The organism is Cryobacterium fucosi (assembly GCF_004403515.1).
Lineage (GTDB): Bacteria > Actinomycetota > Actinomycetes > Actinomycetales > Microbacteriaceae > Cryobacterium > Cryobacterium fucosi.
Genome location: NZ_SOHH01000029.1, coordinates 1 through 12,971 on the forward strand (window position 1 = coordinate 1; position 12,971 = coordinate 12,971).

General features: G+C 69.0%; 13 protein-coding genes. 3 read left to right on the forward strand and 10 right to left on the reverse strand.

The window, feature by feature from the left end; all coding sequences use genetic code 11:
- Both E3T48_RS02795 and E3T48_RS02800 read left to right on the forward strand, forming a co-directional pair.
- Positions 1 to 757 (forward strand): FGGY family carbohydrate kinase (locus tag E3T48_RS02795; protein ID WP_241986582.1); only part of this gene is annotated, 757 nt, incomplete at its 5' end.
- A 351-nt stretch (positions 758 to 1,108) separates the two neighbouring features.
- Positions 1,109 to 1,996 (forward strand): endonuclease domain-containing protein, encoded by an 888-nt coding sequence (locus E3T48_RS02800; RefSeq protein ID WP_134522347.1) that lies wholly within the window; start codon positions 1,109 to 1,111, stop codon positions 1,994 to 1,996.
- Between the two features lie 198 nt (positions 1,997 to 2,194).
- Here the strand turns inward: E3T48_RS02800 and E3T48_RS02805 are convergent, their stop codons facing one another.
- The 10 genes from E3T48_RS02805 to E3T48_RS02850 all read right to left on the reverse strand — a co-directional run bounded on the left by E3T48_RS02805 (position 2,195) and on the right by E3T48_RS02850 (position 11,640).
- Positions 2,195 to 2,944 (reverse strand): HAD family hydrolase, encoded by a 750-nt coding sequence (locus tag E3T48_RS02805; protein ID WP_134522348.1) that lies wholly within the window; start codon positions 2,942 to 2,944, stop codon positions 2,195 to 2,197.
- Positions 2,945 to 2,947: 3 nt separating this feature from the next.
- On the reverse strand, positions 2,948 to 3,541 hold the full coding sequence (locus E3T48_RS02810; RefSeq protein ID WP_134522349.1) for a GNAT family N-acetyltransferase: 594 nt from the start codon (positions 3,539 to 3,541) through the stop codon (positions 2,948 to 2,950).
- A 2-nt stretch (positions 3,542 to 3,543) separates the two neighbouring features.
- Complete coding sequence (trpS, locus tag E3T48_RS02815) at positions 3,544 to 4,548, reverse strand: tryptophan--tRNA ligase (RefSeq protein ID WP_134522350.1); 1,005 nt, start codon at positions 4,546 to 4,548, stop codon at positions 3,544 to 3,546.
- Between the two features lie 56 nt (positions 4,549 to 4,604).
- Complete coding sequence (locus tag E3T48_RS02820) at positions 4,605 to 5,465, reverse strand: exodeoxyribonuclease III (RefSeq protein WP_134522351.1); 861 nt, start codon at positions 5,463 to 5,465, stop codon at positions 4,605 to 4,607.
- Between the two features lie 9 nt (positions 5,466 to 5,474).
- Positions 5,475 to 6,584 (reverse strand): YihY/virulence factor BrkB family protein, encoded by a 1,110-nt coding sequence (locus tag E3T48_RS02825; protein WP_134522352.1) that lies wholly within the window; start codon positions 6,582 to 6,584, stop codon positions 5,475 to 5,477.
- 324 nt (positions 6,585 to 6,908) lie between these two features.
- Positions 6,909 to 7,655, reverse strand: coding sequence for a succinate dehydrogenase iron-sulfur subunit (locus E3T48_RS02830; RefSeq protein WP_241986584.1), 747 nt, complete (start codon positions 7,653 to 7,655; stop codon positions 6,909 to 6,911).
- 1 nt (position 7,656) lies between these two features.
- A complete protein-coding gene (gene sdhA, locus E3T48_RS02835) occupies positions 7,657 to 9,471 on the reverse strand; it encodes a succinate dehydrogenase flavoprotein subunit (protein ID WP_241986586.1) in 1,815 nt (604 codons plus the stop codon).
- Positions 9,472 to 9,489: 18 nt separating this feature from the next.
- The gene (locus tag E3T48_RS02840) at positions 9,490 to 9,942 is read right to left on the reverse strand and encodes a succinate dehydrogenase hydrophobic membrane anchor subunit (protein WP_134522354.1); all 453 of its coding nucleotides are present in this window, start codon (positions 9,940 to 9,942) and stop codon (positions 9,490 to 9,492) included.
- Between the two features lie 13 nt (positions 9,943 to 9,955).
- Positions 9,956 to 10,372: a succinate dehydrogenase, cytochrome b556 subunit gene (gene sdhC, locus E3T48_RS02845; protein ID WP_134522355.1), complete on the reverse strand. Its 417-nt coding sequence runs from the start codon at positions 10,370 to 10,372 to the stop codon at positions 9,956 to 9,958.
- A gap of 113 nt (positions 10,373 to 10,485) precedes the next feature.
- Positions 10,486 to 11,640, reverse strand: a complete 1,155-nt coding sequence (locus tag E3T48_RS02850; protein WP_134522356.1) for a glycosyltransferase family 4 protein — start codon at positions 11,638 to 11,640, stop codon at positions 10,486 to 10,488.
- Between the two features lie 78 nt (positions 11,641 to 11,718).
- Between E3T48_RS02850 and E3T48_RS02855 the strand changes: the two genes are divergently transcribed.
- On the forward strand, positions 11,719 to 12,840 hold the full coding sequence (locus tag E3T48_RS02855) for a mannose-1-phosphate guanylyltransferase (RefSeq protein ID WP_134522357.1): 1,122 nt from the start codon (positions 11,719 to 11,721) through the stop codon (positions 12,838 to 12,840).
- Positions 12,841 to 12,971: the final 131 nt, after the last annotated feature.

Sequence of the window (12,971 nt, forward strand, 5' to 3'; positions counted from 1 at the left end):
CCAGGCCGCATTCGACCAGGGCGAGGCGAAGAACACCTACGGCACCGGCAACTTCCTCATCTTCAACACCGGCACCGAGATCGTGCACTCCAAGAACGGTCTGCTGACCACCGTCGGCTACAAGCTCGGCGACGCGGAAACCCACTATGCGCTCGAGGGGTCGATCGCGGTCACCGGGGCGCTCGTGCAGTGGCTGCGCGACAACCTCGGCATCGTCGGCTCGGCCGCCGAGGTCGAGGCCCTCGCCCTCTCGGTCGAGGACAACGGCGGCGCCTACTTCGTGCCGGCGTTCTCCGGGCTGTTCGCGCCGTACTGGCGTTCGGATGCCCGCGGCGCCCTGGTCGGCCTGACCCGCTTCGTGAACAAGGGCCACATCGCCCGTGCCGCGCTCGAGGCGATCGCCTACCAGACCCGGGAGGTGCTGGACGCGGTCAACGCGGACTCCGGGGTTCCGTTGACCGAGCTCAAGGTCGACGGCGGAGCATCGGCCAATGACCTGCTGATGCAGTTCCAGGCCGACATCCTGGGCGTCTCCGTCGTGCGCCCGGTCGTCGCGGAGACCACCGCGCTCGGCGCGGCCTACGCGGCCGGCCTCGCGGTCGGCTTCTGGAGCAGCCTCGACGAGCTCCGCGCGAACTGGCAGGAGGACGCCCGCTGGGAGCCGCAGATGGATGTCGCCGAGCGCGACCGCCTGCTGCGCAACTGGAAGAAGGCCATCACCAAGTCCCTCGACTGGGTCGACGAGGACGTCCTCTAGCCCGTCCCGCCCCACCAGCCCCACCTTTTCCCCGGAAACCCGGCGCCCACCCCAGGCCGCCGGGTTTCCGCCATCTCGCCCCTCGCCCCCGCCCCTCGCCCCCGCCCCTCGCCCCCGCCCCTCGCCCCGCCCGCCGCCCCCGCCCGCCGCGCTCTACTTGCATAACTCCTGCAATTTGCGCGGTTGTTCCCCGGCTACCCAGTGATTCCGGCAAACCGGCGATCTCGACACCGAAATTGCAGGAGTTATGCACGAGCGGATGCTGTCCTCCACAGGGCGGAAATTTGGACACGTTCCCACAGAGCCGTGGCGTCGGCCTCGGGGGTCGCGCTCAGCCCCGATCCTCGGGGCATGAGCCTGCCACGCGCGTTCGACTTCGGTTCCCGACGAATCGTCAGCAGGCGCGACCTGCTTGACGCTGGCCTAACCGGATCCCAGATCACCTTCCTGGTGCGGTCGGACCGCCTTCTCCGGGTGAGACGAGACCACTATGCGGCGCCGGACACTGACCGTCACACCGTTGAGGCCGTCCGCGTCGGCGGTCGGCTGGCCTGTGTCTCGGCGGCCAGGGAGCTGGGGATCTTCGCCTTCGAGACCAGGTTCACGCACCTCCATGTTGTCAGGGACGCGTCGCGCCTTCGCTGCGCTCGAAGCCGGTCCGACAGGCTGAACGCGGTGCCGCGTGACGGCGTCGAAGTGCACTGGTGGCCGCTCATCGAGCCGGAGGACGGGACCGAGTTCTGTGTCGGCGCCCGGGATGCGCTTTCCCAGCTGATCCAATGCCAGCCGGGCCACTTCGCGCTGGCCGCCCTCGATACGGCCCTGCACGAGGGGCGTGTTTTCGCCTCGGAGATCGAGGACATCTTCGCGAACGTGCCGGCGAAGTACCGATCGCTCCGTGGCCAGATCGACGCGCGTGCGGACGCCGGCCAGGAGACGGTGTTGCGCCGACTCGTCCTGGAGGCCGGATTCCGATGCGACATCCAGGTGCCGATCGGCGGGGTGGGGCGCGTGGACCTCCTGGTTGAGGGCTGTGTCGTGGTCGAGGCGGACAGTTACGCGCACCACAAGTCGTGGGAACAACACATCCGCGATCGCACCAGGGACCGCATTCTTGCCCAGCAGGGCTACGTGACGCTGCGCGTGCTCTACCAGGACATCATGTTCGACCCTGCCGCGGTCGTCAGCGCGATCGCGGCGCTCGTGCGCGTCTGCCGTGAGGGCAATATCCGGGCCTGACACCGCTCGCCCGTCTCCATCCCCGGCACTACCCCGCACAGACGGGTCGAGCATAACTCCTGCAGATTCCGAGCGATCGGATGCGCCGCCGCGGGAATACGCGGCGGCTCGGCCCCGCGGATGCGATTTGCAGGAGTTATGCAAATCTCGAGGGCGGAAGGGGGCGGGGGGAAGGGGGCTGCCGCGGCGGGCGGGCGGTCAGAGGGCGGCGAGGAGGACCGGGAGCTGGGCCAGGCCGGTGATCCGGAGCACGCCGAGGCGCGCGGCGTCGGCGGCGTCCGCCGGGTCCACCGTGGCGTCGCGCCGGTCGAGCCAGACCGCGGTGAGACCGGCCGCCGCCGCCCCGATGGCGTCGGTGCGGATGCGGTCACCCACGTACGCCGCGTCGGCCGGGGCGACCCCGAAGACCCCGCAGGCGTGCTCGAAGATGCGCCGGTCGGGTTTCGCGACGCCGAACGCGGCCGAGGTGATCACCCGCTCCAGCCGGCCGTCGAGGCCCGTGCGCTCCAGTTTCGGCTGCTGGTGCGCTCGCTCACCGTTGGTGATCAGCCCGAAACGGATGCCGGGAATCGCCGCCCCGAGCTCCGCCAGACAGGGCAGCACGTCGCCGTGCAGCCGCCAACTCGCCCGGTAGTGCTCGAAATACGCGAGGAACCAGTCCGCCGCCTCCCGGTCGGTCAGGGGAACCCCGTGCGCGGCGGCGAAGTCACGGGCGCGTTCCCGCCGCTGACCGGGGAAGTCCAGTCGCCCGGCGAGGTAGGAGTGGTAGTGCCGCTCCTCCAGTTCCCGCCAGAGCACGACCGCCCCGGCCTGGTCGACGCCGTCGAACGGGCCGCCCAGGGCCGCCAGATGGCGCAGGATGCCGTCGGCGACCGCGCCACGATGGGCGAACAGGGTGTCGTCGAGGTCGAAGAGGACGACCGAGGGGATGCTGGAGGGTGCGGTCATGGCTCAGCCGGCGACCACGTCGGCGACCACGTCGGCGACCACGTCGGCGGGCCAGCCGGCCTTCGGCTCGCGGTCGTCGCCGGCACGGAGTCGCCCCGTCCAGGCCTGCGGGAACGACCCGTCGCGGTGCGGGTGGTCCGCGGGCGACTCGCCCAGGAAGCTGAAGCCCGTCTTCCGGGCGGTGCGCGCCGATGCAATATTCCCCGGGAGGCATTGCCAGGTGATGGTGTCGACGACGCCGGCGGAGAACGCCCAGTCGGCGACGAGCCGTTGGGCCTCCGGGATGTAGCCGTGGCCTCGGTGCGGCGCCCCCAGCCAGTAGCCGATCGAGGCGGTCGGAACGCGCAGCCCGATCACGCCGACCAGCGCGGGGGAGCCTGGCGCGCGAACCGCCCACGTGTATTCCTGATCCGACGCCCAGGCCGCCGGCACATACTCCGAAATGAATGAATCCGCGTCCTCGCGACGGTACGGCCACGGCACGGTGAGATACCGCTCGAAGACGGGGTCCTGGCAGTAGTCGAACACCGCTCCGGCGTCGGCGGCGGTCGGCTGGTCAAGCCGGACCAGCGGCGACGACAGTTCGACGGGTTTCATGGTCAGGCCCGGGGGAGCAGTCCGACGCGGTCGAAGGCGCGCGCCAGGGTCGCGTTGGCGACGCCTGCAGCCCGGTCGGCGTTGTCGGCGAGCAGGCGGTCGAGTTCGGCCGGGTCGCCCAGCAGCTCGAGCACGCGCGCGCGGATCGGGCCGAAGGTGCCGGTGACGACCTCGGCGAGCCCCTTCTTGAGGTCCCCGTAGCCGCGGCCGGCATACTCGTCCTCGAGGGACTGGATCGAGCGCCCCGCCATGGTCGAGTAGATCGTGAGGAGGTTGGCCACGCCCGGCTTGTTCTCCCGGTCGAAGACGACGCCGCCGTCGGCATCCGTGACCGCGCGCATGATCTTCTTCGCCGTGACCGCCGGCTCGTCGAGCAGCCAGATCACCCCGGCGTGCGACTCGGCCGACTTCGACATCTTAGACAACGGGTTCTGCAGGTCGAAGATCTTCGCGGTCTCCTTCACGATGTCTGCCTCCGGAATCACGAAGGTGTCCCCGAAACGCGAGTTGAACCGCGCCGCGATGTCGCGGGTGAGTTCGACGTGCTGGCGCTGGTCTTCACCGACCGGCACGACGACCGTGTCGTAGAGCAGGATGTCCGCGGCCATCAGGATCGGATAGGCGAACAGCCCGACCGTGGTGCCGTCGGAGCCCTGCTTGGCGGACTTGTCCTTGAACTGGGTCATCCGGCTGGCTTCGCCGAACCCGGTGATGGTGTTGAGCACCCAGGCCAGCTGGGCGTGGGCGTCAACGTGCGACTGCACATACAGGGTCGACGCCGACGGGTCGATCCCGCTCGCAATGTACTGCGCGGCGGTGCGGCGGGTGTTCTCGCGCAGCGCCGCCGGGTCCTGGGCAACGGTGAGCGCGTGCAGGTCGACGATCGAGAAGTACGCGTCGTGGGTCTGCTGCAGCGCCTTCCAGTTCAGCAGGGCGCCGATGTAGTTGCCGATCTGCAGGGAGTCGGCGGAGGGCTGCATGCCGGAGTAGAGACGGGGCTTGTTCATGTGGGCTTTCGTGGCGTGGGGCCGTGGCGTGCCGCGGCGCAGGAGAGAACGGTGGGTTAGACGAGGTAGTCGACGACGACCGGCGTGTGGTCCGACCAGCGCTGGTCATAGGCGGCGGCCCGGTCGACGGCGTAGTCGGTGACGGATGCCGCCAGCGTCGGCGTTGCCAGCTGGTAGTCGATCCGCCACCCCGTGTCGTTGTCGAAGGCCTGCCCGCGCCACGACCACCAGGTGAACGGCCCGTCCACCTCGCCGGCCCACTTGCGGCCCACGTCGACCCAGCCGAGGCCGGCCCCGTCGTTGTAACCCGGTTCGTCCTCGGCGCCGAGGATCCGGTCGAAGTAGGCACGTTCGTCGGGGAGGAAGCCGGCCCGTTTCACGTTGCCGCGCCAGTTCTTGATGTCGAGCCTGCGGTGGCCGACGTTCAGGTCGCCGAGCACGACGGCCCGCTCGCTGTGGGCGGCGAGCTCGGGAAGCCGGGCGAGCATCGCGTCGAGGAAGAGGTACTTCTCCACCTGCTTGGGGGTGTCGACCTCGCCGGAGTGCACGTAGGTGCTCACCACCGTGACGATCTTGCCGTTGACCTCGTAGTCGGCCTCGAGCCAGCGGCCGGCGCTGTCGAAGTCGGGCGCGCCGAGCTCGACCCGGTGGATCGACGCCGTGGACCGGCTGGCCAGCGCGACGCCGGCCCTGCCCTTCGCGGTCGCCGGGTCGTGCAGGATGCTCCACTCCGGGCCGAGCAGGTCCTCGAGGTCCTCGGTCGACGCGCGCACCTCCTGGATGGCGAGGATGTCGACGTCCCGCTGGGCGAGCCACTCGCCCATGCCCTTGCGGTAGGCGGCGCGCACCCCGTTCGTGTTGATGCTGGCGATGCGGAGCGGCTGGGCAGGCGAGGAGGAGGACGGCGTGGACGGCATGATCCAAGTCTAGGTTGGGCGAACGGCTTCTCCGGCTGGCTCGGCCCTTTCATACCCCGCTGCCGCCCGCTCCGCGCTCCGCAGCCGGCGCGTGGCCGCCCATCGGTGCCGCCAGTCGGCGAGGGCGTGGGCGTCGCGGGCATCCCGAAGCTCTGCCAGCGCGGCAATCCGGCGGGCCTCCCTCTCCCGCTCGGCCTGTTCGAGCGCGGCGCGCTTCGAGTCCACCGGCACGGGCGGGATGCCGGCATCGTCCATTCCGACCGAGATCCAGGAGGCCGTGAGCAGGATCACGGTGTTCATCAGGTTGAACCAGATCAGGAGCCCGATGATCACGGCGAATGTGGCCAGCAGGGGGTTCGATCCGGTCGATCCGAGCAGCGTTCCGCCGAGCACCTTGAGGGTGCCGAGGGCGACGCCGCCGAGGGCGGACCCGAGGATCAGCTTCCGGTGCGGGATGTACACCCGCGAGAGCACCCGGAACAGGGTCGCGAGGGTTGCCGTGTCGATCAACAGCACGACGAGCAGCCCGATCGTGCGCGCCCCGGCGTTGAACCAGAACGAATCCCGGGAGATGCCCAGCAGGCCCAGGACGGCGCCGAGCGCCTCCGTGCTGGCCAGGGAGATCAGCGCGGACACGATCAGGGCGACGCCGAAGAGGATGCCGAGGCCCAGTTCCCGCAGCTTCGCCAGCACGAAGACGGTGCCGTCCCTGGGCATCCGGAAGATGGTGCGCACGGCCTGGGTGGTCGTGGACAGCCAGCCGAGTGTTGTCCAGAGCAGGCCGACCAGGGCCACGGCGCCGGTCCAGGTCAGCACCCCGGCGCCGTCGAGCTGTTCGGGTTCGATCACGCCGTCCGTGCCGATCAGGCCGGGGACGGACTGGTTGATGATCTCGATCAGGGAGCTCATGAGCTGCTCGTTCGAGCCCAGAACGAGCCCGGCGATGGAGAAGCCCACCCAGATGGCCGCGAAGATCGCGAAGACCGCCTGGTAGGTCATGCCGCCGGCGAGGATGGCGCCGCCGGTCTGGGCGAAGTGAGCGACGGAGCGCACCGACCGCCAACCCATGATGCGCCGGGCCACGCGGGTCAGCTGCTTCACGGGGGCGTTGCTCTTCACGGCTCCAGCCTAGCCAGCGATCCGGGGCCGCCCGCGCACCCCCAGTTCGGGGGGCAAATACAACGTGAGAGCGGCTCACCTCTTGCGGAAGGAGCCGAAGGTCTGGCACTATCCCACTGCTGAACCAACCGAGTCAGCCTTCCAACCCCTGAGGCTGGATGGCGAGGACCGAGCCACGAAGCGTTTGGAACACGGTGCGGTCGGTGGGGCAGCGTGAGACGGTCGAGCGGTTTGGGACCCTGGTGGAATCGCCCGGGCGCAACCCCGATCAGCCGGTGGCGGCGAAACCCGAGTCGACGCCACCGGCTACCTCGATCAGCACCGCTACTTGAGGCCGCGAACCATGGCCTGCTTGACCTCGGAAATGGCCTGGGTGACCTGGATTCCGCGCGGGCAGGCCTCGGTGCAGTTGAAGGTGGTGCGGCAGCGCCACACCCCCTCCTTGTCGTTGAGGATGTCGAGACGGACCGCCGCGTTGTCGTCGCGAGAGTCGAAGATGAAGCGGTGCGCGTTGACGATCGCGGCCGGTCCGAAGTACTGTCCGTCGGTCCAGAACACGGGGCAGCTCGACGTGCACGCGGCGCAGAGGATGCACTTGGTGGTGTCGTCGAAGCGTTCGCGCTGGGCGACCGTCTGGATGCGTTCCTTGCCGTCCTTCGGCGCCTGCTGGGAGACCAGGAAGGGCTGCACGGCCCGGAACGACTCGAAGAACGGCTCCATGTCGACGATCAGGTCCTTCTCGAGCGGCAGCCCCTTGATCGCCTCCACGTAGACCGGCTTGGTGATGTCGAGGTCCTTGATCAAGGTCTTGCAGGCGAGGCGGTTGCGGCCGTTGATGCGCATCGCATCCGAGCCGCAAATGCCGTGCGCGCAGGAGCGGCGGAAGCTCAGGCTGCCGTCCTGCTCCCACTTGATCTTGTGCAGCGCGTCGAGCACCCGGTCGGTCGGGTACAGCTGCACGTCGAAGTCCTCCCAGTGCGGCTCGTCGTCGACCTCCGGGTTGAACCGGCGGATGATCAGGGTGACGGTGAAGGACGCGATCTCCTCCGGCACGAGGGTCTCGGCGGCCACGTCAGTACTTCCTTTCCATCGGCTGGTAGCGCGTGATCGTGACCGGCTTCCAGTCGAGCGCGATGTGGTCGGCCGCGTCGGCCGAGAGAGGGTCGCCGGTGAGGTACGCCATGGTGTGCACGAGGTAGTTCTCATCGTCGCGCAGGGGGAAGTCGTCGCGCATGTGGCCGCCGCGGCTCTCCTTGCGGTTGCGGGCCGAGTAGACGACCACCTCGGCGAGGTCGAGCAGGAAGCCGAGTTCGACGGCCTCGAGCAGGTCGGTGTTGAACCGGCGGCCCTTGTCCTGCACGCCGATGTTCTTGTACCGCTCGCGCAGGCCGTGGATGACGGCGGTGACGTCGGAGAGCGACTCGTCGGTGCGGAAGACCTGCGCCTTCGCGTCCATGGTCTCCTGCAGTTCCTTGCGGAGCACCGCGATGCGCTCGGTTCCGGTCGACGAACGGATGCCCTCGAGCAGTTCGCGCACGGCCTTCGCCGGGTCGGCGGGCAGTGGAACGAACTCGGCGGTCCTGACGTAGTCGACGGCGTTGTTCCCGGCGCGCTTGCCGAACACGTTGATGTCCAGCAGCGAGTTGGTGCCGAGACGGTTGGAGCCGTGCACGGACACGCAGGCGCACTCCCCGGCCGCGTACAGCCCGGGCACGACGGTGGTGTTGTTGCGCAGCACCTCCGCGTTGACGTTGGTCGGGATGCCGCCCATCGCGTAGTGCGCGGTCGGCATCACCGGAACCGGCTCGGTGACCGGGTCTACGCCGAGGTAGGTGCGGGCGAACTCGGTGATGTCGGGCAGCTTGGTCTCCAGGACTTCGGCGCCGAGGTGGGTGCAGTCGAGGTAGAGGTAGTCCTTGTTCGGGCCGGCGCCGCGGCCCTCCGCGACCTCCTTGACCATGCAGCGCGCGATGATGTCGCGCGGGGCGAGGTCCTTGATCGTCGGGGCGTAGCGTTCCATGAACCGTTCGCCGGCGGCGTTGCGGAGGATCGCTCCCTCACCGCGGGCGCCCTCGGTCAGGAGGATGCCGAGCCCGGCCAGGCCGGTCGGGTGGAACTGGAAGAACTCCATGTCCTCGAGCGGCAGGCCCTTGCGCCAGATGATGCCGACGCCGTCACCGGTGAGGGTGTGCGCGTTCGAGGTGGTCTTGTAGATCTTGCCGAACCCGCCGGTGGCGAAGATGAACGCCTTCGCCTGGAAGACGTGCAGCTCCCCGGTGGACAGGTCGTAGGCGACGACGCCGGACGGCTGGTCGACCCCGTCGACCGGTGTCATGACCAGGTCGAGCACGTAGTACTCGTTGAAGAAGTTGATGCCCCGTTTGACGCAGTTCTGGTAGAGGGTCTGCAGGATCATGTGGCCGGTGCGGTCGGCGGCGTAGCAGGCCCGGCGAACGGGCGCCTTGCCGTGGTCGCTGGTGTGGCCGCCGAAGCGGCGCTGGTCGATCTTTCCCTCGGGCGTGCGGTTGAACGGCAGGCCCATGTTCTCGAGGTCGATGACCGCGTCGATGGCCTCCTTGGCGAGGATCTCGGCCGCGTCCTGGTCGACGAGGTAGTCGCCGCCCTTGACGGTGTCGAACGTGTGCCATTCCCAGTTGTCTTCTTCAACGTTGGCGAGGGCCGCCGCCATTCCGCCCTGCGCCGCGCCCGTGTGGGAGCGGGTCGGGTAGAGCTTGGAGATCACGGCGGTGCTGGCGCCGGGGCCTGCCTCGATGGCGGCGCGCATGCCTGCGCCACCTGCACCCACGATCACGATGTCGAACTGGTGGTAGTGAACGCCATCAACGATGGTCGACTCCGTGGGCGGTGTTGTGGGTGCATCCGTCATGGTGGGTGTGTGCAGCTCCTAGTTGGCCGAGCAGAACGAGGGGAGAAGGTCGGCAGGGGAACCGGCCGGGCAGGGGTCGAAGGTGAAGACGACGAGGGTGCCGAGCACGATCAGGATGACGACCGCGGCGAGGATCGCCGACTTCAGGATGCCGCGGGTGAGGCGCTGTGTCGCGTAGTCGTTGACCAGGGTGCGCATGCCGTTGCCGCCGTGGATCAGGGCGAGCCAGAGCATCAGCAGGTCCCAGGTCTGCCAGAACGGGTTGGCGAGCTTGCCGGCGACGAACGCGAAGTCCAGGGCGCTCACGCCCTTGCCGACCATCAGGTTGACGAAGAGGTGGCCGAAGATGAGCACGACCAGCACGACGCCGGAGGCGCGCATGTAGATCCAGCCCCACTTCTCCCAGTTGACGCCGCGCCTCTGCGGCGAACGGGAGTAGGGGCTGCGGGGAGTGTCGATGGTGGATGTCATGTGAGTCTCCCGCCTAATTGTTGAATACGTTGTAGAGGTGGCGGGGAAGGAAACCCAGCATGGTGACGACCCACAGGCCGATCACGACGTAGAACATGACCTTCTGGTACTTCGCGTTCCAGAAGTCGATCAGGATGATCCGCAGCCCGTTGAACGCGTGGAACACGATCGCCGCGACCAGCGCGGCCTCACCGAGGCCCATGATCGGTGTCTTGTAGCTTTCGATCACCGCGTTGTAGGCCTCCGGGCTGACGCGCACGAGCGCGGTGTCCAGAATGTGGACCAGCAGGAAGAAGAAGATCGCCACACCGGTGATGCGGTGCAGGACCCATGACCACATGCCCTCGCGGCCCCGGTACAGGGTGCCGGCGGGGCGACGTGATGTCGTCTTCTGCTGGGATGTGAGTGCCTCTGCCGATTGCTGTGGCATGACCAACCCTCCCTGGCTGATAACGGCCACGACGATGTCAGGCCGACGCTGCGCGGAACGCAGCTGAGACCATCCTAAGTGTCTCTGCGCCGAGAGATTATCCCCGGGCCCGGCTAGCGCTGCATTGACAGCGGAACCGACATCGTCGCCCGCACGGCGGAGCGTTCGTCGACGACCCGTTCGTAGTAGCCCTGCAGGGTCCCGCACACGTTTTCCCAGGACCGGCCGAGCACGCTGCGGCGTCCGGCCTCGCCCATCCGGTGCCGCAGTGGGGCGTCCCCGGCGAGCAGGGCCACACAGCGCCGCAGGTCCCGCTCGTCGTCGGGGGTGAAGAGGAGGCCGTTCTCGCCGTGCACCACCAGGTCGATCGGACCGCCGGCGTGAGGTGCGACGACGGGCAGGCCGGCGGCGTGCGCCTCCTGGAGGGTCTGGCCGAAGGTCTCCTCGGTGCCGGCGTGGAGGAAGATGTCGAAGCTCGCGTACGCCGTGGCCAGCTCCGGCCCGGAGAGCCGGCCGAGCCAGGTCACCGGCATCCCGGCGAGTTCCCGCCGGATCAGCGGCACGGACGGCCCGTCGCCGACGAGGGCCAGGCGGATGCCGGGAACACCGCGCAGCGCCCGGAACCGTTCGACCTGCTTCTCCGGTGCCATCCGGCCGACGTAGCCGACGACGACCTCCCCGTTCGGCGCCAGCTCCCGGCGCAGGGCGGCGACCGCCGGGTCGCTGCGACGGTTCGGGTGGTAGCCGACGAGGTCCACCCCGCGGGTCCAGCGGGCCAGCCGCCGCACGCCCACCCGGCGAAGATCCAGCATCGACGCCGTCGACGGCACCAGGGTGAGGTCGGCGCCCTCGTGCACCCACTTCACGAAACGCCAGGCGGCGTTGGCGGCCTGGCCGAGCTTGTTGCGGCGGGCGTAGCCGGCCACATCCGTCTGGAACACGGCCACGCTGGGTATGTCGAGGCGGTTCGCCGCGGCGATCCCCTGCGCGCCGAGCAGGAAAGGGGATGCCGCGTGCAGCACGTCCGGGGCGAAGTCCGCGAGCAACCGGTGCACCTGCGGGCTGGGCATCCCCACCGGGAACTGGCGGTAGGACAGCGCCGGCACGCTGTGCACGGGGAATCCCGCGTACTCGGCCGGCGCACCGGCCGGGGCGATCAGCATGGCCTCGTGGCCGGTGCGCGCAAGGTGCTCGAGCACCTTGCAGACGCTGGTGGTGACGCCGCTGACGGTGGGCAGGAAACTTTCGGTGATGAGCGCAACCCTCATGCTCCGAGGGTAGGCAGCCGCCGCGTCCGGCCGGTGAATGCACGGTGAACGGCGACGTGCGGGCGGTAGTCTATCCGGATGCCAGCTACCTCGGACGCCCTCGCTCGGTTCTACAGCGTGATCCCGGCGGGTGGGATCGGTTCGCGCTTGTGGCCGCTGTCGCGCGCCGACGCCCCCAAGTTCCTGCACGACCTGACCGGGTCAGGTCAGACCCTGTTGCGTGACACCTGGGACCGGCTCGCGCCGCTCTCCGGCGACCAGCGGATCATGGTGGTGACCGGCCGCGCGCACCGCGCCGCGGTCGAGGCCCAGCTCCCCGAGCTTGCCGACCACAATGTGGTGTTGGAAAGCGAGCCGCGGGAGTCCACCGCCGCAATCGGCCTGGCTGCCGCCATCCTCGAGCGGCGTGAACCGGGCGTGATCATCGGATCCTTCGCCGCCGACCACGTCATCACGGGGCCGATCCTGTTCCGCCAGGCCGTGGCCGAGGCGGTCGCCGCCGCGGACGCCGGCTACATCGTCACCATCGGCATCCGCCCCACCGAACCGGCCATCGGCTTCGGCTACATCAAGACCTCCGGCGCGCTCGACATCGCGGATGCCGACAGCGCACTGTCCGTCGATTCCTTCGTGGAGAAGCCCGACCTGGCCACCGCCCGCGGCTACGTGGCAAGTGGAAACTACCTGTGGAACGCCGGCATGTTCATCGCGCGGGCCGATCGCCTGCTCGAAGAGATCGGCGCCGCCGAGCCTGAACTGCTCGCCGGCCTGCTCGAACTCGCCGAGGTCTGGGACACCCCGCGACGTGGCGCGGTCGTCGACCGGGTCTGGCCCCGCCTCAAGAAGATCGCAATCGACTACTCCGTCGCCGAGCCCGTCGCGGCCAGGGGCAAGCTCGCCGTGATCCCCGGCCAGTTCGACTGGGACGACGTGGGCGACTTCGCGTCGATCGCGAAGATCCACGCGAACGGACGCAAGCGCGACCTTGCCATCCTCGGCGAGGGAGCCCGCGTGCTCGCGGACTCGTCGAGCGGAATCGTGGTCAGCCACACCGGGCGCATGATCGCCCTGATCGGCGTGGAGGACATCGTCGTGGTCGACACTCCGGACGCCCTGCTCGTCACAACCAGCGCGAACGCGCAGAAGGTGAAGGCCGTGGTCGACGCGTTGAAGCTCTCCGGGAGCACCGACGTCCTCTGATCCGTCTCGCCGGCGATACCGGTGCCTCTGCCGGTGAACGCCGGACAATACTCCCGATGCGACACGCATTCGCGCCCCGGCGGCGGCGGGAATGTCGCGGCTTGGTAACCATTCGGTTGCAGCCCGACTTT